Raw genomic sequence first — 22,607 nt, 5'->3', positions numbered from 1 at the left:
GTGATCATACACCGCTCTTCACACGGCAGTCGGACAACGTGCACTGAACTGTTACACAGCACGACTTCTAGTTGAATATCACCTTCGAGTCTGGATCGCCGCCATGCCGCATGCCACGGGGACATCCGTGATCAGACCCCAAGTCGTTCCCTTCTACCGGGCCATCCCCCGGCTGGTGAAAGACCCGGTCACCGAACTGGCCCGAATGGCCACCGACGCCGCCGGGCGGGTCGTCCGGCTCGATCTCGGCCCCTTCCGCCCTTACCTGATTTCGCATCCGGACCACGTCCAGCAAGTGCTCAAGACGGACTGGACCAACTTCGTGCGCGCGGGCATGTTCTGGCAGCCGCTGCAGCGTCTGATCGGTCAGAGCATCATGGGCGAGGGCGAGGCATGGGCATCCGCCCGGAAGATCCTCCAGCCGCTTTTCACCGCTCGCTATACGGCCTCGCTCGCTGAGGACATGGCCGACATCATCGCCGAGCGCATTGTCGAGCTCGACGACTTCGCGCAGACGGGCCGCCCGATCGACGTCGAGCACCAGATGACCTCGATCGTCAACCAGGCCGTCATCCAACTGCTGTTCGGCGGCCGGATCACCCGTGACACCGCCGAACGGCTGGCGCCCGAGTTCGCCACGTGCGCCAGCTCGATCGGCTTCCGCATGCTCTTCCCCTCCGCGCCGTACTCGATCAGGGTCCCGGGCGACCGCGCCTTCCTGCGATCCACGAAGAAGATCCACGAGATCGTCGTCCCCCTCATCGAGCGGGCGCAGCGCGAGAACGCCGAGGGCAAGGACGTCGTCTCGGCGCTGCTCACGGCCAGGCTCGAGCAGGGGGGCAAGGCCGACCTGCGGCAGATCCGCGACGATCTGGTGAACGTCTACGGCGCCGCCTCGGAGAACACGGCGATGTCGCTGATGTGGCTGTGGAGCGTGCTACACGACCACCCGGAGGTGAACGCCCGGCTGCAGGAGGAGATCGACCGTGTGGTAGGCGGGGGCCCGGTGCGGCCGTCGCACGTCGCCGAGATGCCGTATATCCGTATGGTCCTGCAGGAGGTCGTGCGGATCTACCCGAGTGCCTGGGTCGTCCCGCGTCAGACCGTGGCGGACACGGAGATCGGCGGCGTCCGGATCAAGGCCGGCTCGCAGGTGCTGATCAGCCCGTACGCCACCCACCGGCTGGAGGAGTTCTGGCCCCGGCCGACGGAGTTCGATCCCGAGCGCTGGGCCAACGAGAAGACCGGAAGCCGGCACCGCTACTCGTTCATCCCCTTCGGCGCGGGCCCGCACGTCTGCCTCGGACAGCACCTGTTCTACATCGAGGCATCTCTGTTGATCGCCAACCTGTTCACCAGGTACCGGCCGGCGCTGCCCTACCCGCAGAAGCTGACGCCCGTACTGGGGGGAGCCACCTTGCGGCCCAAGGAGAAGCTCTTCCTCCAGCTGCACCCGATCGAACGGAATCTCGCGGCGTGAGCATCGGCGAAGCAGCGGACATCACCACGGAAGCGGGCGACCTCGTCGCGAGCCTCATGCTCAGACCGTGGGGGCAGGTTTCCCCTTCGGTCTACGAGACCGGGCGGCTGGTCGCCCTCGCCCCCTGGCTGACCGGCCACCTGGAACGCATCGACTACCTGATCCGCACGCAGCGGCAGGACGGCGCCTGGGGCGCCCCCGACGGGTACGGCGTGGTGCCGACCCTGAGCGCCACCGAGGGGATCCTTTCCGCGCTGACGCGCGGGGACCGGGACACGGACCGCGAACGCCTCGCCGACGCGGCGGACCGCGGCCTGCGGGTGCTCGCCACCTGGCTGAGCAGCCCGCTCGAACTCCCCGACATGCCGGCGATCGAGCACATCGTCCCCTCCCTCGTCGCCCGCATCAACCAGCACATCGAGGGCTTACCGGGCCGGGCGCCGATGCCATTGCCCAAGGCCATGAGCTACGACACCCTCCACGCCGTCCGGTCGTGGGTCAGGTCCGGCGCGGAGGTGCCGGAGAAGCTGCTCCACGCCCTGGAGATCGCAGCCGAAGATGCCGCCGGAGCGCCCGGCATCCGGCCCACGCCCATTGGCAGCGTCGGCGCCTCGCCCGCGGCGACCGCCGCCTGGTTGGGAGAGCACGGGGGACGCGACGCGCACGAGTCGACCCGCGGGCATCTGGAGGCGGTGGTCCGCTTACACGGCGGGCCCGTACCCGTCGGTTTCCCCATCACCGTGTTCGAACGAGGCTGGGTGCTGAGCTGGCTGCTCCGGGCGGGCGTGCCCGTCGACGTGCCGCCGGAGATGGTGACCGACATCAGGGCGGCCATAGGTCCTGCCGGCACGCCCGCGGGATCCGGGCTGCCCGCCGACGCCGACACGACATCGGTGGCGCTGTACGCCCTGGCACTGCTCGGCGCGCCGCACGAACCGGACAGCCTGTGGGGGTTCCGCTCCGGCACCCACTTCTCCACCTGGCCTGGTGAGCAGGGCGTGTCGGTCAGCGTCAACGCGCACGTGCTGGACGCCTTCGGTGAGTACGTCCGCCGCCGGCCGGCCGCCGCACCGCGCTACGACGAGGCCATCGCCGAACTCGCCGCCTGGATCCGCGATCGCCAGCAGCCGGACGGGAGCTGGACGGACCGGTGGCACGCGTCACCGTACTACGCCACCGCCAGCTGCGTGCTGGCGCTCGATGACTTCGGCGGAGACGTCTCGCGGGAGGCGGTGCGCGCGGCGGCCGAGTGGACGCTGAGGACTCAGCGGCCGGACGGCTCCTGGGGCCGCTGGGAGGGCACGGCCGAGGAGACCGCGTACGCTGTGCAGATCCTGCTGCTATCCCGGGACCGCACGGATCCGCGGCGCATGCGTGCGGCGGATCGGGGTCACGAATACCTGGTTCGCTCGACCGGCGACGATCATCCTCCGCTCTGGCACGACAAGGACTTGTACGTTCCGCTCGCCGTTACCCGCGCTGCGGTGATCGCCTCGTCGCACCTCATCCGGCAGGCCCGGTACGACTCCTGATGAGCGGCGGGATCCGCGACCACCCCGGCTCAGACGGTCCAGAAATCACTGCCGTTGAAGTAGAAGCCCCAGGTGGCCATCATCTGGTGGCGAAGATCTCCGGCCACGCCCGGGCAGGACTGCGCGAGCCGGTCCAGCACCAGGTCACAGGCCTTACGCTCTTCGGTGATCAGTTCCAGCAGAGCGTGCTCGTCGAGCCCCAGCATTCGCGCGTTCAGGTCCGTCCATTGGCGGTCGCGTTCGAAGGTGCGCAGGTCGTTGACCAGGCGCATGACCCGTTGGGTTGCATTGGCGGCGTCGATGATCGCCGGCAGGTGCTCGCGAGTGGCTTCCGGCTCATCCGTGCTGATCAAACGGGCCACTCCGACACACGTGGAGCCGAAGTTCGCCGCATTACCCAGATATTCCCCCAGGGTGGGCGCGGCGGCGGTCTGCCGGGCCGCGGTCTTCCACTCCCATTCCCGCTCCATCGCATCGAGCATCGTGGCCAACTCGGTGCGCCATGCCGGTCCCAGACGACCGAACGCGGGCGCGTGAGCCAGGTCATCGCGGATGTGAGCGAGTAGCCGGGCCAGGGGCGTATGCGGGTCGTCGCCGGCGATGACGTCCTTGCACTCCTCGACGATGGCCCGTACCTGGGACCGCTGTGTCGCATCACGGTCGATGGCCGCGTCGAGCGGGAAGATCCACAACGCCAGCCGGGAGGGACTCCGCAACACGTCCGGACCATGGCGCGGTGTGCCATAGACCATCATGTCCGCGACCTGACCAGGAGTTTCGGCGAATTCACCGGTGTCGAAGAGTTCGGGGTGACTCGCGGCAGTGTGGCGGAGGTCACGGGCACATTCCGCTGCGCGGGCGGACAGCTCACCGGACGAAAGCTCGTCAGGGAGGGACGGCGAAGGGCTCATGACGGCTCCTAACAGGTACTCCCAGCCACAGGGGATACCGAGGGCTGGGCACTGCGCGTGGTTCGGAATCAGGATTCCGATTTCTGACCCCTTTTGTTACAACCTTGACTATACGCGGAGAAGTTCGGACATATGTGATTAATGTTGCTTGAGAGGTGCTTTGCCAGTGCGCTAGAGTTACGCGATCGACACTGCATGCAACCTGCCGCACGCAAGGTGACCGGCACTGAGATATGACATTCACAGGGTGGTTACGATAATGCGTTTCCGCAAGACGGGGCTGCGGACCAAGATCACGGCTCTGCTGCTCTCCTTGACGGCCTTGTGGGTCTTCGCTGCGTGGGTCACCCTCCGTGAGGGAGTAAACCTCCTGTGGACCTCCCAACTCGACTCCGCGATAGCAGCCCCCAGCGATCCGGTGCTCTTCGGCCTGCAAAAAGAGCGTCGGCTTTCGGCCGTGAGACTGGGCGAGAAGACCGCCCAGTCCCGCAAAGAGCTCGAAACACAGCGTAAGCAGAACGACCGCCTCATCGCCGCTTTCCGGGAGTCGGCCAGCGCCGGGCTGGTCAGCTGGGCATTGGACGATGAGGGCGAGAAGCGGCTCGCCCACCTGCTCGGGCAGCTCGACTCGCTCAAGAAGATACGCCAAGCCATCGACGCGGGCAATCTTGGCCGCGTCCAGGCGACGACCGCGTACAACGACGTCATCGACCCCGTCTACGACCTCTACGGCTCGATAGGGACGCTCGACGACAAGGAGATCGCCAAAGACGTCCGCACCCTCGTCGCTCTGAGCCGCGCCGGAGAGCTCCTCACCCGCGAGGACGCGCTCCTGGCCGGCGCGCTCGCCGAGAGGCGGCTGACCGCCGCCGACCAGGCGCAGTTCGGCCAAGCCGTGGGCGCCTGGCGAACCATCGCCGAACAGGCCGCGACCGACCTGCCCGATTTAGAAAGGGCCGCCTACGACAAGCTGATCAAGGGCCGGTCGTTCGTCCAGCTCCAGAACATGGAAGCACGGGTCATGGAGCATGACCCAACGGCTCTGGACGTACCGTTCACCGATGACCAGTGGAAGTCCGCAACCGAACGCTTCCTGGCCGACTTCAACACCATGGTGCTCGGCGCGGGCGACCGCGTGGTGGACAGGACCGTGCCCGTCGCCGTCAACGTGGTCGTCCGGCTGGTCCTCGCCGGCGGTCTCGGGCTCATCGCGGTCATCGCCTCGATCGTCCTGTCCATCACCACGGCGCGTGACCTGCTTGCACAACTGCAGAAGCTGCGCGACGCCGCTCACGAGCTGTCCGACGAGCGCCTGCCCGGCGTCGTCGAGCGCATCGGCCGCGGCGAGGAGGTCGACCTCGCCAAGGAGGTCCCGGCCCTCGACTTCGGTGACGACGAGATCGGCCAGGTGGGCCAGGCGTTCAACACCGTCCAGCGCACCGCCGTCAGCGTCGCCGCCGAGCAGGCGGAGCTGCGCCGCAGCATCCGTGACATCCTGCTCAGCCTGGCCCGCAGGACCCAGGGCCTGGTGCACCGGCAGCTCACCGTGCTCGACGTGATGGAGCGGCGCGAGACCGACCCCGAGGAGCTGAAGGAGCTCTTCCGGCTCGACCACCTCGCCATCCGCATGCGGCGCAACGCGGAAAACCTGATCGTGCTCTCCGGCTCGTCCCCCGCCCGAACGTGGCGGCGCTCCGTCCCGATGGTCGACGTGGTCCGCGGCGCGCTGGCGGAGGTCGAGGACTACACCCGCGTCACGCTCATGCCGATGGGCGACGTCGTGCTCATCGGCCGCGCCGTCGGTGACGTCATCCACCTGCTGGCCGAGCTGATCGAGAACGCCGTGTCGTTCTCGCCCCCCTACACCAGCGTGCAGGTCAGCGGCCAGCTCGTGGCCAACGGCTACGTGATCGAGATCGAGGACCGCGGGCTCGGCATGAAGCCGGAGGACCTGGAGTCCGCCAACGAGCGCATCGCCGACCCGCCCGAGTTCCGCATCACCGGCACCGCCCGGCTGGGCCTCTACGTGGTCAGCCAGCTCGCCAAGCGGCACGACATCCAGGTGGTGCTCAAGGCGTCACCGTACGGTGGGACCACGGTCGTGGTACTGCTGCCGCAGGAGCTCGTACAGCTCGACCCCACGCCCGACCCCCAGCAGAACGGTGGCCGGGAGCGGCTGCCGCGCAGGGCGAGTGCCGTGGCCACCGCGACCCGGCCGGTCACCGGCGAGAACGTGCGCGCGCTCAAGTCGGCGCGGCGGGCCGCTGATCCGGCGTCCCCCGCCGTCCCGGCGCCCGCCCAGGCTCCGGGCGCGACGCCTGACGGCGGAGCAGCCCCGAGACCAGTTCCAAGGCCCACGCCCGTTCCCTCCCCGGCTCCGGAGCAGATGAAGGATCCGGAGCCACGATCCGAAGAAACGCCAGCCGAACCGGAGCAGCAATCTGTGGCCGAGTTCACGCCGTCAGGGCTGCCATTGCGCGTACCACAGGCCAATCTGGCACCAGCGCTGCGGGACGAGACGCCCACGCAGCCCGACCTCGAGGAGGACGATGACGAGCGCTCTCCGGAGGAGATCCGCGCGATGATGGGATCCTTCCAGTCCGGCACCCGTCTCGGCCGCACCGAAGCGGCCAAGATGATGGACGAACAGTCGGGAGGTGAGTCATGACCCCCACTTCGGGCACCGACCTCAACTGGTTGCTCGACGACCTCGTCGGCCGCATCCCCGAGGCCGACCACGCGATCGTCCTGTCCTCCGACGGCCTGCTGATGGCGTCTTCCGCCGAGTTGCAACGGACCGACGGGGAGCACCTGTCCGCCGTCGCCTCCGGGCTGCAGAGCCTGGCCAAGGGCGTCTCCGACCACATTTCCGGTGGCGCGGTCCGGCAGACGGTCGTGGAGTGGAAGTCCCAGTTCCTCATCGTGACCACCGCCGGGGAGCGCGCCTGCCTGGCCGTGCTGTGCGCGCAGAACGCCGACATCGGTCTCATCGCGTACGAGATGGCGATGCTGGTGGCCCGGGTGGGCCAGTACCTCACCTCCGGCGCCCGCAACGCCGAGGCCATCGCCAGGAGTGACCGGTGAGTGGCCCTATGGGTGGCCCTATGGGTGGCCCTGTGGGTGGCGCTGACGGGCCCACGGACGAGCACTGGGTGGATCCTGAGATCATCCGCCCCTACGTCGTGACCCGCGGCCGCACGCAGCCCGCGCACGGGAGGTTCGACCTGATCTCCATGGCGCTGGCCGTGGGGCCGACCCCGGGTCCTGACGCCGGGCTCGATCCGGAGCATCTGCGCATTCTGCAGCTCTGCCGTGAGCCCAAGTCCGTCGCCGAGATAGCCGCTTACCTCGATCTGCCGGCCGGCACGATCCGGGTGCTGCTCGGCGACCTGTTCGACCGCGAACTCGTCTCTGCCCAGGAACCACAATCCGAGGTGGACATGCACGACATGAAGATGTACAGGGCGGTGCTCGATGGTCTTCGATCGCTCTGAGCGTCCGCGCCTGCCGACGGCGATCAAGATCCTGGTCGCCGGCGGCTTCGGCGCGGGCAAGACGACGATGGTCGGCGCGGTCTCCGAGACCCGGCCACTGCGCACCGAGGAGGTGCTGACGGACCGCGGGATCGGCGTCGACGACCTCACCTCCGTCGAGGCCAAGCGCACCACCACCGTGGCGATGGACTTCGGCCGGATCACCCTGGGCAACGACTACGTCCTCTACCTGTTCGGGACGCCCGGGCAGGAACGCTTCTGGTTCGTGTGGGACGAACTGGCGGAGGGCTCGCTGGGCGCCGTCATCCTGGCGGACACCAGACGCCTGGCCGACTGCTTCCCCTCGATCGACTACTTCGAGCGGCGCGGCACGCCGTTCGTGGTGGCGGTCAACTGCTTCGAGGGGGCGCAGAAGTTCGACCTGGACGAGGTGCGGCTGGCCCTCCAGCTCAACCCGTCGGTCCCCATCATCATGTGCGACGCCAGGAAGCGCGAGTCCAGCCGCGAGGTGCTCATCGCCCTGGTCAAGCACTCGGCCCGGCTTCGCGCGGAACCGGTCGGCAGTTAGGAGGCCGCGGGCGGCCGAGCCGCCCGCGGCGCAGCACGGCTCAGCCGGGCCGGGACATCGTGGCCTTGAGTTCGGCGAGGCGGCCGTGCTCGTCGAAGGCGACCGTCGCCTCGAACCCCGGCCCCGTCAGCCGCGCCTGGCCGCCGGACCAGTCGACGCCCAGCCCTCGCCGCACCGCGTAGCCGTGCAGGGCGCGTCGCCGGTCGGTCAGGGGCAGGCCGGTGATCCCCTCCTGGAGGACCCGCATGACCCTGGCCGGCTCGGGCGGCGGCAGCCGGAACTCCGGGTGCTCGACGAGGAACGCCGCCCGGGTGCCGCCGCCGGCGTCGCCGTTGTAGGAGGTCCAGTGGCCGCTCGCGGCCTTGGCGGCCTCCGTGAGGAGCGCGGCGGCGAAGGCCGGCTCCCCCGCCGGACCGGGCAGCGCGTCGAACGGCACCTCCGCGGAGGCGAGCTCCGGGAGGCCGTGCCGCTGGCCGAAGTCGCGCAGCGCCGCCGAGGCCGCCGTCACCTCAGGCGGGTAACCCGACGGGTTGGCCCAGGCCCACAACCACGAGCGCGGGCCGGGGGCGGCACTGCCGAGCAGGTGGAAGCGGGTGCAGGTGAGGGTGCGGGCACCGGTGAACTCGAAACGCGGCTGCTGCAGGTCGACGTTCCAGCTGTGCTCTCCGAGGACTTCCTCCAGATGCAGCTGGTGTTCGAACGAGAACAGCGCGGCGTCGTCGAGAAGATTCGTGAAGGTAGGCGATTCAGACACGACGGGCACCCTAGGGCTTTCGCAGGGCGGCGTCCATCCAGGCGAGCCGGTCGCGGGCGATCACCTGCTCGCAGGCCAGCAGCAGCACCCCGGCGCTCCAGGCGTGCGACAACGTGAGGTACATGCCCTTCGGCTGGAAGCAGTCGGTCTGGTAGTAGCGTTCGGTGATCATGCCGCGGTAGGCGTTCAGATCGCCGTCGGCGGCGGGCAGCAACTGGCGGAAGCAGGCCAGCGTCTCGTGCGCCCGCTCGGCGTAGTAAGGGTCGCCGAGCGCCTCCGACAGGGCGATCAGCTCGTCGGTGCACACCAGGCCGTAGGCGTGCAGGTGCTGGTTGGACGGTGAGGCCTGGTCGGCGCCGCGGGTGGCGAAGCCGTACACGCCCAGGGGGGTGCGGGGGCCGAAGCGCACGTTGTAGGAGTAGCGGAAGGTGAGCGTCCAGTCGGCGGCGCGGCGGGCCAGGTCGAGCCAGCGGGCGGCGCCCGTGGCGCGGTGCAGCGCCATGTACGCGATGACGGCCGCGTAGCCGTCCTCCGACGTCGGCGCCAGGTCGACGTCCTCGGGGGCGCCGTAGATGAACTCGTCCTCGACGAAGGCCGCGTAGTAGCCGCCCGCCCGTTCCGCGGCCCGCAGGTACGTCTCGCCGCCCGCCTCGCACAGGGCCGCGATCCAGGTCAGCCCGGACGCGCCCGACCAGGACAGCACCTCGCCGGTGGCCGCGTGGTGCAGGGTGCCGAGGTTGCCGTCGGGCCGCTGGCGGGCCACCATCACGTCGAGGTTGGAGCGGGCCGCCGCCTGCCAGGCCGGGTCGGGCCGGTGGCGCAGCGCCCGCAGCAGGAACAACGTCGCCTCCCCCAGCGTGCGGGCGTGCAGGGCGTCCCTGGTGTGGCTCCAGCTCTGCGACCAGCCCGAACGGCGGTACCACGTACCCCAGAACGTGCCGGACGGCGACAGGTTGGCGCAGATGAAGTCGATCACCCGCGAGGCGGCGGCGACGTGCTCGGGCCGGTCGGTCCGCAGGCCGTGCTCCAGCAGCGCGGCCGCCCACGGGATGCCGCTCACCCAGCCGACGTGCATGGCCTGCCGGTCGACCCGCTCGCCGTCGGCGCCGCTGACCTCCCGGTCGAACCCGACCGTCTCCAGCAACACGCCGGGGTCGGGGTCGTAGTGCCAGCGGTAGAGGCCCTCGGCGGCGATGCCGGCCGCCTCCTCGACGTCCTGCCACGGCTCGACGGGAGCGGCGGGCAGGCGCAGCTCGCGGTCCTCGCGCAGCAGCGGTGCGTACGCGTGCCGGTCGGCCGGCAGCGGGCACGTCGCCACGGTCAGCTCGTGCGACTCGCCGGGCTGCCACACGTGCGTGGCGGCCTCGGCGGGCAGCGGCAGCGCCGAGCCGTAGTAGGTGATCGGGAACTCCTGGTACGGGAAGAGCAGCGCGATCGTCGCCTCCCCCGCCGCGTGCTCGACGGCCAGGCCGGTGGCGCCGAGCGCCGACTCCTCGTCCGCGATCAGGCAGGCGCCCGCCTCGTCGCCCCACACCATGACGGCGGGGGTGGCCGCCCGGTCCGCGCGGAACCCCCACCGGGCCGAGACCATCTCGTCGGGCCGGTCGGCGCCCGCCTCGAAGCGGGGGAACACCCGCCGGCACGCCGCCGGCCGGTTCTCGCCGTAGAACAGGCCGGGAATGAGCCACCACGGCTCAGCGGCGGGCACCCGCCTGCTGACGCGCACGGTGCCGGCGGAGGGCTCGGCGCCGTCGTACCGGATGGTCAGGCGCAGCTCGCGGCGGCCCGTCGCGCGTCGCTCGCCCCACCGCCCGCTCATGGTGTACGGCCCCGCGCCCAGCACCTCGACGGCCACCTCGCCGCCACCGGGGTCGGCGATCAGCAGCGGACCGGTCACCACGACTCCACGGTGAACGCGCCCTTGCGGCTGCCGAGCTCCAGCAGGTCGGTCTCCACGGCGGAGTGCGGATCGTCGAGCGGGATCCGGAACGTACGGATCTGGCTCGGCCCGAAGTCGGCCGTGATCCTGACGCCGGCCAGCGGGATGTCGAGCGTGGCCGCGGCCGCCCGGCCGGTGCTCTCCACGGCGCGTACCACCAGGTCGCGCGGCGCGTCCTCGTGCAGCTTCACCGCGGTCACCATGACCTGGCCGCCGCCGTCGTCGAGGTAGCCGCGCGCCGGGGGAAGCGGGCCGTCGTGGAAGCTCTCCAGCATCGCCCGCACCGGGGAGCCGAGCAGCGCCGCCCGGCGGGTCAGCCCGGGGGCGCGCCAGTCGCCGGCGTGCGGCACCAGCAGGTACGCGAACCGCTGCGTGCCCTGGTCCTGGTAGGAGTAGTGGCCGTCGGGGTCGAGCAGCCGGGGGTCGTGCCAGGCGTAGACGGGGCTGCGCACGGCTGTGATGCCGATGCTGTGGTCGCGGCCGGCGCTGGGCGGGGCGACGTCGTAGCCGTGCTTGGCGTTGTTCACCACGGCCAGCCCGGCGCGCGCGCCGTCGACGGCGCCCGACAGGTCCACCCATGACTGGGCGGGCTCCTCGGCCCCGTCGATCGGCCTGCCGAGGTGCGCGAACGGGATCTCGTACGTGGCCGCGGGGTTCTCCAGCGCGACCGGGAAGCGCAGCTTCATCAGGTGCGCCCGCTCGCGCCAGTCGAGCGTGACCCGCACCTCGACCGCGTCGTCGTCGCCCGCGCCCAGGATGAACTCCTCGGTCATCGTCGAGCGGCCCCACGCCCGCTCGACCCGGATGCGGGCGCGCAGCGGGCCGTTCTCGCGCAGCACGATGCCGGTGGTCGCCATCGCCTCGCCCGGCCAGTCGTAGGACACGACGCGGTGTCCCCACGTGTCGGTCGGGTCCTCGCAGATCTGGGTGTGCTCGCCCGCCGCCCCGGCCACCAGGTCGACGCCGGTGCGCTTGTCGAGCAGGCTCGTCAGCCAGCCCGTGGCGGGGTCGAGCTCCAGGCGGAGCACGTCGTTCTCCAGGTGCAGTTCGGAGGCCGACAGCGTGCCGGCCGCGTGCATGCCGGGGCCCTGGCGCAGCCGGTAGAGGCGGTAGCCGAGGGGCGGCAGCTCGGCCTGGAACACGGTGGCGCCGCGGCCCTTGTCGTCGGTGGTCGCCACCGACTGGGTGCGCTGGCACGGCACGTCGGCGCCGTCAGCGTCCACGACGTGCACGCCGTTGGGGGCGAGGCCGTACTGCATCTCGACCCGGGTGGTGACCGGCCACGGGTGCGGGTTGAAGACGATCACCGGCTGGGTGCCGGTCTCCTCGGGCACGCGGATGTCGCGGGCGATCACGTTGTGCGCCCTGGTGATGATCCGCTTGGAGATCGCCACGGCCTCGCCGAGCTGGTCGCGGGCGTCGTCGTAGGCGGGTTCGATGGCCGAGCCCGGCAGCACGTCGTGGAACTGGTTGAACAGCACCTGCTTCCACGCGCGTTCCAGGTCGGCGCGGGCGTCGTGGCCGGCGATCGCGGCCCACCGCTCGGCCGACAGCACGGCCGCCTGCGCCCTGCGCTGCCACGCCTTGACACCGGAGTGGGAGGAGTAGCAGCCGGCCGCGTGGTGCTGCAGGTCGTCGCGCCACACCGGCAGCTCGGCCAGGCCCTGCTCGCCGAGGCGCTTGGCCATCTCGTCGAAGTAGCGGCGCGGCGACGACATCGTCAGCTCGCCGAACGTGCCCATCCGGTCGTAGCGGTGGATGGACTCGATGTTGGCCCTGGTGGGGCCGCCGCCGTGGTTGCCGACGCCGTAGAAGATCATCAGGTCGCCTAGCGAGCGGTCGAGCTGGCCGAGCGCCTTCTCGGTCTGCCCCGCGACCTCGCCGGGCGGGCTGCAGTATTCGAACGGGATGCGGTACGCCAGCACGCGGCTGCCGTCGGGCGCCTCCCACCAGAACATCGTGCCGGGCAACTCGCTCTCGTGCGGCCCGGGGCGCAGGAAGCAGTAGGAGTCCATGCCCTGCCCGCGCAGGATGGCGGGCAGCATGGCGTTGTGGCCGAACGGGTCGACGTTCATGCCGACCGACGCGGTGACCCCGAACTTCTCCTTCAGGTAGCGCTGGCCGTACAGACCCTGGCGGACGAACGACTCCCCCGACGGCATGTTGCAGTCGGGCTCCACCCACCAGCCGCCGGTCATCACCCAGCGGCCCTCGGCGACCTTCTCCCGGATCCTGGCGAACAGCTCGGGGTCGGACTCCTCCACCCACGACAGCAGGACGACCTGGTCGCAGGTGAAGACGAAGTCGGGATATTCGTCCATGCGGTGGATCGCCGACCAGAACGTCGCCCGCGCCTCCTGGTAGCCCTCCTGCCACGGCCACAACCACACCGGGTCGAGGTGTGCGTTGCCGATCATGTGCAGGGTGCGGCCAGGGGTGGCGGCCGGTCGCGGCGCACGGGGCAGGTCGGCGGGCTGCGCGCCCGAAGGGGCGTTCGCCATGGGGGCGGCGGGCGTGCGGTCGGCGGGCGTGGGGTCAGGGAGCCTGGTCATGCGGCGGCCCATGCGTCGACCTTGTCGCTGATCATGTGCAGCATCAGTGTGTGGATCTCCTGGATGCGCGGGGTCTCGGACGAGGGGGCGAGAAGGAGGTGGTCGGCGTGCTTCGCGGCGGCTCCGCCGTCGCCGCCGCCGAAGAGTACCGTGACCGCTCCCCTGCTCCGTGCGGTCGCCAGGGCCTCGACCACGTTGGGCGAGTTCCCGCTGGTGGTGAACGCCGCCACGACGTCTCCCCGCCGGGCGAGAGCCTGGACCTGCCGGGCGAAGACCTCCTCGTAGGCGTAGTCGTTGGCGATGCACGTCATGACCGTGGCGTCGGTCGTGAGCGTCACCGCGGGCAGCGGGCGGCGGTCGCGTTTGTAGTGGCCGACCAGCTCGCCCGTGAGGTGCTGGGCGTCGGCCGCGCTGCCGCCGTTGCCCATCGTGTAGAGGGTGCCGCCGCCGGTGAAGGCCTCGATGAGCAGGTCCGCGACGGCCTCGACGGCCGGGACCAGCTCCGCCGTGCGGCGGGCCGCCGCGAGATGGCCTTCGACGTGCCCGGCCAGCACGGGCGGCAGCCCGGCCGTCCCGGCTCCACCGGTGTCGCGGGACGTCTGGGGCGTCTCGGGGGACGCGTCGTCGGGGGTCGGGGTGAGGGGTGCGGTCAGCGGGGGCAGGTCAGGCATCGGTCTTTCCTGTGACGAGGTCGTGTGCGACGGCGCCGGCGCCCACCACGCACACCCCCGCGCCGAGCTGTGCGAGCTCGATGCGGGCGGCGCGGGCCGCGGGAGGCATGGCGTCCCTGGCGACGGCGGCGGCGACGGGGTCGAGGAGCCGGGCGCCGGATCGGGTGACGCCGCCGCCGAGGACGACGAGTTCCGGCTCGAAGGCGTTCACCAGGTCGGTGATCGCGGTGCCGAGCGCCCCGGTGGTCTCGTCCCAGATCTCGTTCGCGAGCGCGTCACCGGCGGCCGCCGCGAGGGAGACGTCCTCGGCCGTCGGGGACTCGACGGCGGACAGGGACGAGGTGCGCCCGGCGGCGACGGCCTCGCGGGCGCGCTCGGCGATGGAGGTGCCGGACGCGTACGCCTCCAGGCAGCCCAGCCGGCCGCACGAGCACGTGCGGCCGCCGGGCCTGACCATCACGTGGCCCAGCTCGCCGCCGTTGCCGGCCGCGCCCCTGTGCAGGCGCCCGCCGATGACGGAGCCGCCGCCGACGCCGGTGGACACGGTGAGGTAGAGCATCGTGGACGTGCCGCGCCCCGCGCCATGCCGGAATTCGCCCAGGGCGGCGGCCGTGGCATCGTTCTCAAGCGCGGACGGGACGCCGAACGCCTCCGTCGCCATCGCGCCGATCGGGATGTCGATCCACCCGGGCAGGTGCGGCGGGCACTCCAGCACGCCGGCCGCCGCGTCGAGCGGCCCGCCGCAGGAGATGCCGACGGCTGCCACGTGGGGCACGCCCGCCTCGGCGATGGCCTTTCTGCCCAGGTCGAAGAGCCTGGACAACACGCGCCGCGGCCCTTCGTCCCTGAGGGTGGGGACGAGTTGCCAGCCGTGGATCCGGCCGTCGCCGGTGACGACGCCGGCGGCGAGTTTGGTGCCGCCGATGTCCAGCGACAGAACGGGGGGAAGATCGTGCTCCATTGGGCCTCCGACGGGAACGGGCGCCGCACCAGGACTGTGACATCGTTCCCACACGGGATCCTAGGGCGACCTTTCCCCACGGGTCAACGCGGCATATGCCGAAATGTCAGATCTCGGGGGGTGGTGCGGTGGACTCGCGGCTGATCAGCCGCACGTTGAGCACTGTGGTGACCGAGTCGGCCTCGGGCATCTCGATCCGCTCCGACAGCCGGCGTACGGCCGTCGCGCCCAGACCGTACGTGTTCTGCGAGACCGCGCTGACCGTGGGCGAGACCATGCTCATCCAGGGCGCGTCGTCGAAGGCCACGAGGCTGATGTCGGCGGGCACCCGCAGCCCCAGCTCGCCGATCGCCCGCCAGACGCCCTCGGCGAGCACGTTGTTGGCCGCGAAGACGGCCGTGGGCCGGTCGGGCCCGCGCAGCATGTCGAGCGCCCTGCGCCGGGAGTCGGCGACGTCCCAGCCCGACGAGACGACCAGCTCGGGCTCGACCTTGATGTCGCCCGCCGCGAGCGCTTCGAGATAGCCCTGGTAGCGCTCGTAGCCGGTGGTCCAGTCGGTCTCGTCGATGAACAGCGCGATCCGGCGGTGACCCAGCTCCACCAGGTGGGAGGTGGCCGTGCGGGCGCCGACGCGGTTGCCGACCACGACGCCGTCGGTCGAGCCCGCCGCGAACTGCCGGTCGACCTCGACGACCGGGATGCCGTGGGCGCCGAGGTAGGTGGAGACGGCCGAGGAGTTGGGCGTCACGACCACGCCGGCCACCCGGAGCGCCACGAGCGCCTCCGCGGCCTCGCTCTCCGCCTCGGCCGACAGGCTCGTGTCCGCCAGGACCATCGTGTAGCCGCGCTCGCGGGCCTCCCTGCTGGCCCCCGCGGCCAGCTCCGCGTAGAACGGGTTGCGCAGGTCGCTCACCAGGACGCCGACGGACCTGCTCACCTGCTGTTTGAGCGTGCGGGCCATCACGTCGGGCACGTAGCCGAGCTCGGCCGCCGCCCGGAGCACCCGCTCGCGCACGTCGCTGGCCGCGTAGCCGCGCCCGGTCAGCGCCCGGGAGACGGTGGAGCGGGAGACGCCGGCGGCCTCCGCGACGTCCTTGATCGTGGGACGTCGCGAACGGCTGGGGGACGGGCGCCGCTCTACGGTCATCAATTCCCTTCCCCGACCACGTCGACCAGTGCCTCGGCGTGTTGCCCGAGGCGCAGATCGCCGATGGTCACATCGACGGCGAGGCGTACGCGGCGCCGCGGCACGGTGTCCGCGCCGAGACGGAAACGCACCTGATCCATACCCCCTCCGTCCAGCCTTAGCGTCGAAGGCCCCGGCTCGCGACGCCAGCCCGGCGGAACGACCGGCTCCACGGTGACCGTCGCCTTGCCCGGCCAGGGGTTGCGCACCGTGGCCGTCAGCGTGATCTCGCCCCCGGCGGGGACGCTCGAATAGTAAGGGGTCAGGCGGCACAACACCGTGTCGGCCCCCACATCGAGCCGGTCGAGCGGGAGCAGGTCGTGGTGGAGGGCGACGAGCTCCTCGCCGCGCTCGGTGAGCATGCGCAGGTAGTCGTCGTCCACCCAGCGGGGCCGCCAGTGGCCGCTGACCATGAGGTCGGGGCGGAGCCGCCGGTAGAGTGCGGCGCTCTTGCGGTAGTCCTCGATCCTGAACCTGTTCTTGTACTGGAAGTTCAGGATCTCCTGGCGTTCGCCCGGGACGCCGCTGCCGTCCTGCTGGTCGCCGGTGACGAGCACCCGGTGCCCGTCCACCTCGAACGCGTACGCCGCCGCGAACAGCGTGTGCCCCGGCAGGTCGTGCACCGTGATCTCGTACTCGTGCCACCGCACCGTCTCCCCCAGCCCCAGCACCCGGTCGGCGGGGATCGGGTCGAACCACTGGCAGGGCAGGTCGTGGTGGAGCGGCGTGGCCAGGATCGGGGCGATGTGGGACGGCGCCCAGATCTCGGTGCCCTCGACGTCGCGCAGCAGGGGCATGCCCGCCACGTGGTCGTCGTGGTAGTGGGTGGGCAGCGCCACCTCGACCTCGGTGACGCCGTGGAGCTCGCGCAGCGCGGGCAGCGACGCCAGCCACGGCCGGCGGGCCTCACGCGCGGTGCTGCTCACCAGGCCGGTGCACATGTCGTAGCCGAAGTCGAACACCATGGCCGCGCCCGACTCCGACAGCAGGACGTAGCTGTAGGACTGGCTGCTCCTGTTCATCAGCAGGTGGGGGGTGACCTCGATGAACGGCTCGGCCAGCAGCCCGCGCACGTTCCAGGGATGCGGGCGGCGGAAGTCGACGTAGCGCTGCATGGCCGTGGACAGCCGCGCGAGCGCGTCCGCGGGGTCGGTCATCGGCTCGCCGTGCGAGGGCAGCAGCACGTCGAGCTCCTCCCGCTGGAGCAGCTCGGAGCTGAGGACGACCATCGCGGGGCCTTCGTTCTCGGTGTAGGACCACTGGGTGGCGGCCAGCGACCACACCTTTCCCGGCGCGTAGATCAGGTCGCCGGTGAAGGCCGCCTTCGTGCCGGCGGCCTCCACCAGATAGCTGACGGAGCCAGGGGTGTGACCGGGGGTGGGCAGGACGCGGACGTCCACGCCGCCGTAGCGGGCCGTGCGGTATTCGGGCACCACGCCGTCGACCCGCACCGGCTCCAGCAGCGAGAAGCGGTCGTCGCGCAGGTCGTAGTCGTTGCTGATGCGCCGGCCCTGCCACATGTCGCCGACCTTCTCGAACAGGTCGCGCTCGACCGGCGGCACGTGCACGGCCACGCCCGCCTCCACCGCCCTGGCCAGGCCTTGTGCCTGGTCACGGTGGTGGTGTGTCATGAGAACATCGGTGAGCCGGTCGAGGCCGAGCTCATCCAGGAGGTCGAGCACACGGCCGGAGCCGAAGTCGATGGCGATCCCGGTGCGTTCCGCTCCCGGCTGATCGGGAGCCGCGATGACATAGACGTGGCAGGTGTCCAAAATTCGGAACACCCCGGGCAAAACTTCGGTCACATCCTCGCTCACGGGGCGAGATTGTATCCGGTATCGTTCCCACAATGCATGCCCTGGACTGGATCGTCCCCCATCCGAAAACAGTCACTGCCGGCCGGTCGCACGTGGACCTCAGCGGATGCCGCATCCAGCCCGGCCCCGCCACCGCCACCGCCGCCCTGCGCGCTCTCGGGTCGGCGAACGCGGCCGAAGGGCGGGACGCCCCGCCGGCCGGGCAGACCGGGACGCCGGGCGGGCCGGTGGCGGTGGAGGTGCGGGTGGACGCCGGGGCCGGGCTGCCGCCGGAGGGATACACGCTGAGCGCCGCCCGCGACCGCGTGCTGATCGTCGGCGCGGACCCCGCGGGCGCCTTCTACGGCGCGCAGACGCTGCTCGCCCTGACGGAACCCCCGGGAGCCGCCTGCTCCGAGCATCGGGTGTGCGTGCCGGAGGTCGAGATACGCGACTGGCCCGACCTGCCGCTCCGGGGCACCATCGAGGGTTTCTACGGCACTCCGTGGACCCACGCCGCCCGCGTGGAACACCTGCGCTTCTCCGGCAGGCACAAGCTCAACGCCTACGTCTACGCCCCCAAGGACGACCCGTTCCACCGGGAGCGGTGGCGGGAGCCGTACCCGGACGAGGAACTGGCGAGGCTGGCCGAGCTGGTGGCGGAGGCGGCGGCGCGGCACGTCAGGTTCGTGTTCGCGCTGAGCCCCGGCCTGTCGATGGTCTACAGCGACGCCGGGGAGCGGGCGGCGCTGCGGGCCAAGGCGGAGCAGGTGTGGGAGGTGGGCGTCAGGGAGTTCGCACTGCTCTTCGACGACATCCCGCCCGAGCTGCGGCACGAGCCCGACAGGGAGGAGTTCGGCACGCGGGAGGGTGCGAGCGCGAGCGCCCACGCGGCCGTCTGCCGCGACTTCGCCGCGGGGTTCCTCGCCACGCGTGGGGCCGACCGGCCGCTGACCATGGTGCCCACCGACTACGCCGGCACCGGCAGGACCGCCTACCGCGACCGGCTCGCCGCCGAGCTGCCGCCGGACGTGCTGGTCTGGTGGACCGGGTCCGACATCGTGGTGGGCGAGATCTCCGCGCGCGACATGACCGCCGCCGCGGCCTCCTACGGCCACCGCGTCGCCCTGTGGGACAACTTCCCGGTCAACGACTTCGACTTCGACCGGGTCTTCCTGGGTCCGCTGGTCGGGCGGGCGACGGAGCTGGACGGCGTGCCGCTGGAGGGCATCACGGCCAACCCGATGGTGGAGGCGGCGGCGTCGCGGATCGCGCTCACGACCGTGGCCGACTACGCCTGGCACCCGGCGGCCTACGATCCGGCCCGCTCCCACGAGCGCGCCGTGCGGTTGCTGCCGGGCGTCACGGACCTGCTGCCGCTGGTGGAGGCGTGCTCGTCCTGGCCTCCTGGCGCCGACCAGAGCCCGGTGCTCACGTCCCTGTGCGCGGACACGCTGAAGGCCGAGCCGCCCGTACGGCTGCGCGCCGAGCTGACCCGGCTGGCCGAGCTGCCGCTCGACGTGCCGGGACCGATCGCCGCGGAGCTGGCCCGCTGGGTGGCGGCCGCCAAGGACATGGCCGTGGCGGGCCTGACGGCCCTCGACCTGCTCGCCGCCGCCCCGGACGCCCGTCCCGCCCAGGCCGCCGCCGTGGCGCGGGCGCTGGCCAGGGCCGAGGAGCACAAGGCGAACGTCCTGCGCCGGGTCATCCCGCCGTTCGTCCGGGCCGCCCTGGAACAGGCCGGCCACGCTGCGGCTGCTGTTTGAGCCGGCGGGCCCGACCGAGGAGGCATGCCGCCGGAGACGGGGCCGACACCTCCACCCTGCCGGCCTTGTCCGGGCACACGTCGGTGGCGTCGCCGGCCCGCCACGCCCGTGTCTCGCCTCTCGCCGGAGGCGCCGGCGCGCAGAAGGGGGGAGACCTGGGGGCGCGCCGCCGGTCCTGACCCCTGCCCGGCCGGGTCGTGCACGAGGCTGGCAAGGGGGTGCCGGGAGGTCACCACCCACGCTCAGTTACTCTCTGTAGTTAGTCATGTGCGCATTGTTGAGGGATGTGGGGTTGCCGCGCAAGTACGCGTGGTTCATCGTGCTGCTCGGTCTCCTCACGATCGCTCACCTGTGGGCTCACGCCGCCCACGTCCCCGACCATGTGGGGGCGACTGCTGTCGTCACGGCGGGTGAAGGCCATCCGGTTGACGAGGATCACGATGAGAAGGCCCACTCCCACCCGTTCGTGACGTCTGCGGCGCTCTACGCCCCGCACAGTCAGGACGCGTGGACTGCCCCGTCCTTGCTGCCCCAAGACTCCGATCAGAGCTTGACCACGGTCCCGGTAGGCCGATCACCGCCGGGGGACTACCGTGGCCGGGCCGCGCTCACCCAGACGCTCGAAGTGTGCCGCTGCTGAGGAGGACGTGCTCCTACGTCATCCACCAGTCAGCGACATGGCGCAGCATGCGCCGAAACGAGTGATCACCATGACTTCTTCCACCACCGAACTCACCATGACGCACCTGGTGGGACACACACCTCTGTGCCGGATCGGGGAACCGTTCGCCCCACCGGGCCGGGGCTTCTGGGCCAAGCTCGAAGGCGTCAATCCCGGCGGGCTGAAGGATCGGGCGGCCCTGCACATCGTGGGACGGGCCCGGGCTCGTGGCGACCTCTCCCCGGGCGCGATGATCGTCGAGTCCACCTCCGGCACCTTCGGGCTCGGCCTGGCACTGGCCGGCATCGCGTACGGCCATCCGGTCACCGTCGTCACCGACCCCGGCATGGAAGCCATCATCGAAACCCTGCTCGTCTCCTATGGCGTACGGGTCGAGACCGTCACACAAGCTCACCCGCGCGGCGGCTGGCAGCAGGCCCGCCTGGATCGCGTGGCGCGGCTCCTGGCGAGCGACCCGAGCTCGTACTGCCCGGACCAGTACAACAACCCGGACAACGTCGAGGCGTACACGAGTCTGGCCGACGAACTGCTCACGCAGCTGGGCCGCGTCGACGTGCTGGTGTGCAGCGTGGGGACCGGCGGGCACTCGGCAGGGGTGGCCAGACGGCTGCGGCTGCACCAGCCGGCGCTGCGCCTGGTCGGCGTGGACGCGGTGGGCTCCACGATCTTCGGGCAGCCGGCCCGGCCGCGCCTGATGCGGGGCCTGGGCAGCAGCATCCATCCGCGCAACGTCGACCACGACGCCTTTGACGAGGTGCACTGGGTGGCGCCGCAGGAAGCGGTGTGGACGAGCCGGACGCTCGCGCAGACCCACTACGCGACGGGTGGATGGAGTGTCGGCGCGGTCACCGTCGTCGCCGCCTGGCACGCCAGGACCCAGCCGCCCGGCACCCGCATCGCCGCCGTCTTCCCGGACGGCCCCGCCCGCTACTACACGACCGTGTTCGACGACGCCTACTGCGCCCGACACCACCTCCTGGACCGGCCGCCGAACGACGAACCCGACGAGATCAAGGATCCCGGCGAGGCCGAGGTCACCCGGTGGACCCGCATGGTGATGCGCTGATGTGGCGCCGCATGCGCTCCTTCGACCGCAGCGTCCAGATGCTCATGGTCAACCAGTTCGCCATCAACCTCGGCTTCTCATGCTGATGCCGTATCTCGCCGGGCACCTGTCCGGCGGGCTGGGCATGGCCGCCTGGGCGGTCGGGCTGGTGCTGGGCATGCGCAACCTCAGCCAGCAGGCATGTTCCTGGTGGGCGGGACGCTCGCCGACCGGCTCGGCTACCGGCCCGTCATCGTCGCGGGCTGCCTGGTGCGCACGGCGGGCTTCGGGCTGCTGGGGTTCGTGGACACGCTGCCGGCCCTGCTCGCCGCCTCGGCCATGACCGGCTTCGCCGGGGCGCTGTTCAACCCTGCGGTCCGCGCGTACGTCGCGCACGGCGCGAAAGAGCGCAGGGTCGAGGCGTTCACGCCGTTCAACGTCTTCTACCAGGGCGGAATCTTGCTCGGCCCGCTGATCGGCGTGGTGCTGCTCTCGGCCGACTTCCGGCTGGTCTGTGTCGTGGCCGCGGGCGTCTTCGCAGTGCTCACCCTGGTCCAGCTGGCCGCGCTGCCCCCGTGCCGCACCGAGACGCAGCGGCACGGGGGCGTGCTGGCGGACTGGCGCGACATCGCGGCGAACCGGCGATTCGACACTTTCGCGCTGGCCGTGGTCGGCTCGTACGTGCTGTCCTTCCAGATCTACCTGGCGCTGCCGCTGGAACTGGATGACAGCGGCGCGGTGAGCGTGTTGTTCGTGGTGTCCGCGCTGGTGGCGCTGCTCGGCCAGATGCGTGTCACCGATTGGGCGCGGCAGCGTTGGACGGCCTCGCAGGCCATCGTGCGCGGCCTCGCCCTGATGGCTCTGGCCTTCGTCCCACTGATCCCGTACGGGATCGCGGCGGTGCAGGTGCCCGTGGCGGCCGTGCTGGCCTGCACGGCGCTGCTCACGCTCGGCACGGTGCTGGCCTACCCGTTCGAAATGGACACCGTCGTGGCCCTGTCGGGCGGGGAGCGGGTGGCCACGCACTACGGCTTCTACAACACGGTCGCCGGTATCGGCGTCGCCGCCGGCAACCTCGCGGTGGGTCGGCTGCTCGACCTCGGCCCCGTCTGGGCCTGGACAGGGCTCGCCGCCGTGGGCGCGACGTGCGCGCTGGCCGTACGCCTGCTGCACCGCGATCCGGCCGCGAGCCGCTACCTCCCCCTGGAGACGCGCGCCGAGTCGCAGCAGACATGACGTCGGATCATCCTCCGTGGAGTTGACGGATCAG

At 71.2% G+C, this 22,607-nt stretch carries 18 protein-coding genes; 10 read left to right on the top strand and 8 right to left on the bottom strand.

The genetic code is table 11. From position 1 onward, the window contains the following. Nucleotides 1-127: 127 nt before the first annotated feature. Together ABGA98_RS25740 and ABGA98_RS25735 are read left to right on the top strand one after the other, a co-directional pair. Entirely contained in the window at nt 128-1,480 is a 1,353-nt protein-coding gene (locus ABGA98_RS25740) for a cytochrome P450 (RefSeq protein WP_347620972.1), read from the top strand. Next, nucleotides 1,477-3,012: a prenyltransferase/squalene oxidase repeat-containing protein gene (locus ABGA98_RS25735; protein WP_347620971.1), complete on the top strand. Its 1,536-nt coding sequence runs from the start codon at nt 1,477-1,479 to the stop codon at nt 3,010-3,012. The genes ABGA98_RS25740 and ABGA98_RS25735 overlap by 4 nt, the downstream gene beginning before the upstream one ends. A gap of 29 nt (nt 3,013-3,041) precedes the next feature. Here ABGA98_RS25735 and ABGA98_RS25730 read toward each other — a convergent pair whose 3' ends face one another. Further along, a complete protein-coding gene (locus tag ABGA98_RS25730) occupies nt 3,042-3,923 on the bottom strand; it encodes a terpene synthase family protein (protein ID WP_347620970.1) in 882 nt (293 codons plus the stop codon). A 259-nt stretch (nt 3,924-4,182) separates the two neighbouring features. On the opposite strand from ABGA98_RS25730, the gene ABGA98_RS25725 reads away from it, so the two are divergent. From ABGA98_RS25725 to ABGA98_RS25710, 4 genes are all read left to right on the top strand, one after another. Beyond that, nucleotides 4,183-6,591: a nitrate- and nitrite sensing domain-containing protein gene (locus ABGA98_RS25725; RefSeq protein WP_347620969.1), complete on the top strand. Its 2,409-nt coding sequence runs from the start codon at nt 4,183-4,185 to the stop codon at nt 6,589-6,591. Further along, entirely contained in the window at nt 6,588-7,007 is a 420-nt protein-coding gene (locus tag ABGA98_RS25720) for a roadblock/LC7 domain-containing protein (protein ID WP_347620968.1), read from the top strand. The genes ABGA98_RS25725 and ABGA98_RS25720 overlap by 4 nt, the downstream gene beginning before the upstream one ends. A 68-nt stretch (nt 7,008-7,075) precedes the next feature. Continuing rightward, a complete protein-coding gene (locus tag ABGA98_RS25715) occupies nt 7,076-7,417 on the top strand; it encodes a DUF742 domain-containing protein (RefSeq protein WP_132638849.1) in 342 nt (113 codons plus the stop codon). Then, nucleotides 7,398-7,985, top strand: a complete 588-nt coding sequence (locus tag ABGA98_RS25710) for an ATP/GTP-binding protein (protein WP_347620967.1) — start codon at nt 7,398-7,400, stop codon at nt 7,983-7,985. Before ABGA98_RS25715 ends, ABGA98_RS25710 begins: the two co-directional genes overlap by 20 nt. Before the next feature lie 40 nt (nt 7,986-8,025). On the opposite strand, the gene ABGA98_RS25705 is transcribed toward ABGA98_RS25710, so the two are convergent. From ABGA98_RS25705 to ABGA98_RS25675, 7 genes are all read right to left on the bottom strand, one after another. Next, a complete protein-coding gene (locus ABGA98_RS25705) occupies nt 8,026-8,739 on the bottom strand; it encodes a DUF6882 domain-containing protein (RefSeq protein WP_347620966.1) in 714 nt (237 codons plus the stop codon). Nucleotides 8,740-8,749: 10 nt separating this feature from the next. Continuing rightward, a complete protein-coding gene (locus ABGA98_RS25700; RefSeq protein WP_347620965.1) occupies nt 8,750-10,636 on the bottom strand; it encodes a hypothetical protein in 1,887 nt (628 codons plus the stop codon). After that, nucleotides 10,633-13,230 carry a glycoside hydrolase family 38 C-terminal domain-containing protein gene (locus ABGA98_RS25695; RefSeq protein WP_347620964.1) on the bottom strand — a complete coding sequence of 866 codons (2,598 nt, stop codon included), beginning with the start codon at nt 13,228-13,230 and terminating at the stop codon, nt 10,633-10,635. The genes ABGA98_RS25700 and ABGA98_RS25695 overlap by 4 nt, the downstream gene beginning before the upstream one ends. Then, nucleotides 13,227-13,901 carry an SIS domain-containing protein gene (locus ABGA98_RS25690; protein WP_347620963.1) on the bottom strand — a complete coding sequence of 225 codons (675 nt, stop codon included), beginning with the start codon at nt 13,899-13,901 and terminating at the stop codon, nt 13,227-13,229. Before ABGA98_RS25690 ends, ABGA98_RS25695 begins: the two co-directional genes overlap by 4 nt. Beyond that, nucleotides 13,894-14,862, bottom strand: coding sequence for an ROK family protein (locus ABGA98_RS25685; RefSeq protein ID WP_347620962.1), 969 nt, complete (start codon nt 14,860-14,862; stop codon nt 13,894-13,896). Before ABGA98_RS25685 ends, ABGA98_RS25690 begins: the two co-directional genes overlap by 8 nt. Before the next feature lie 106 nt (nt 14,863-14,968). After that, on the bottom strand, nt 14,969-16,009 hold the full coding sequence (locus ABGA98_RS25680; RefSeq protein WP_347620961.1) for a LacI family DNA-binding transcriptional regulator: 1,041 nt from the start codon (nt 16,007-16,009) through the stop codon (nt 14,969-14,971). Then, nucleotides 16,009-17,865: an MBL fold metallo-hydrolase gene (locus ABGA98_RS25675; protein ID WP_347620960.1), complete on the bottom strand. Its 1,857-nt coding sequence runs from the start codon at nt 17,863-17,865 to the stop codon at nt 16,009-16,011. The genes ABGA98_RS25680 and ABGA98_RS25675 overlap by 1 nt, the downstream gene beginning before the upstream one ends. Nucleotides 17,866-17,897: 32 nt before the next feature. On the opposite strand from ABGA98_RS25675, the gene ABGA98_RS25670 reads away from it, so the two are divergent. The 4 genes from ABGA98_RS25670 (at nt 17,898) to ABGA98_RS25655 (ending at nt 22,573) form a co-directional block, all read left to right on the top strand. Continuing rightward, entirely contained in the window at nt 17,898-19,610 is a 1,713-nt protein-coding gene (locus ABGA98_RS25670) for a beta-N-acetylglucosaminidase domain-containing protein (protein WP_347620959.1), read from the top strand. Between the two features lie 292 nt (nt 19,611-19,902). Beyond that, on the top strand, nt 19,903-20,250 hold the full coding sequence (locus ABGA98_RS25665) for a hypothetical protein (RefSeq protein WP_347620958.1): 348 nt from the start codon (nt 19,903-19,905) through the stop codon (nt 20,248-20,250). Nucleotides 20,251-20,320: 70 nt separating this feature from the next. Beyond that, entirely contained in the window at nt 20,321-21,358 is a 1,038-nt protein-coding gene (locus tag ABGA98_RS25660) for a PLP-dependent cysteine synthase family protein (RefSeq protein ID WP_347620957.1), read from the top strand. 180 nt (nt 21,359-21,538) lie between these two features. Next, a complete protein-coding gene (locus ABGA98_RS25655) occupies nt 21,539-22,573 on the top strand; it encodes an MFS transporter (RefSeq protein WP_347620956.1) in 1,035 nt (344 codons plus the stop codon). The last annotated feature ends 34 nt before the right edge of the window (nt 22,574-22,607 follow it).

It is taken from the genome of Nonomuraea sp. B1E8 (assembly GCF_039871515.1).
In the GTDB taxonomy this organism is placed as follows: domain Bacteria; phylum Actinomycetota; class Actinomycetes; order Streptosporangiales; family Streptosporangiaceae; genus Nonomuraea.
Note: the sequence above shows the minus strand (reverse complement) of the source record. Positions and strands in the feature narration are given on the sequence as shown.

Excerpts from the sequence above, each read along its gene's own strand:
- ABGA98_RS25685 (WP_347620962.1), bottom strand. The coding sequence starts at position 14,862 with ATGGAGCACGATCTTCCCCCCGTTCTGTCGCTGGACATCGGCGGCACC.
- ABGA98_RS25710 (WP_347620967.1), top strand. The coding sequence starts at position 7,398 with ATGGTCTTCGATCGCTCTGAGCGTCCGCGCCTGCCGACGGCGATCAAG.
- ABGA98_RS25670 (WP_347620959.1), top strand. The coding sequence starts at position 17,898 with ATGCATGCCCTGGACTGGATCGTCCCCCATCCGAAAACAGTCACTGCC.
- ABGA98_RS25720 (WP_347620968.1), top strand. The coding sequence starts at position 6,588 with ATGACCCCCACTTCGGGCACCGACCTCAACTGGTTGCTCGACGACCTC.
- ABGA98_RS25680 (WP_347620961.1), bottom strand. The coding sequence starts at position 16,009 with ATGACCGTAGAGCGGCGCCCGTCCCCCAGCCGTTCGCGACGTCCCACG.
- ABGA98_RS25655 (WP_347620956.1), top strand. The coding sequence starts at position 21,539 with ATGTTCCTGGTGGGCGGGACGCTCGCCGACCGGCTCGGCTACCGGCCC.
- ABGA98_RS25695 (WP_347620964.1), bottom strand. The coding sequence starts at position 13,230 with ATGACCAGGCTCCCTGACCCCACGCCCGCCGACCGCACGCCCGCCGCC.
- ABGA98_RS25730 (WP_347620970.1), bottom strand. The coding sequence starts at position 3,923 with ATGAGCCCTTCGCCGTCCCTCCCTGACGAGCTTTCGTCCGGTGAGCTG.
- ABGA98_RS25725 (WP_347620969.1), top strand. The coding sequence starts at position 4,183 with ATGCGTTTCCGCAAGACGGGGCTGCGGACCAAGATCACGGCTCTGCTG.
- ABGA98_RS25690 (WP_347620963.1), bottom strand. The coding sequence starts at position 13,901 with ATGCCTGACCTGCCCCCGCTGACCGCACCCCTCACCCCGACCCCCGAC.
- ABGA98_RS25660 (WP_347620957.1), top strand. The coding sequence starts at position 20,321 with ATGACTTCTTCCACCACCGAACTCACCATGACGCACCTGGTGGGACAC.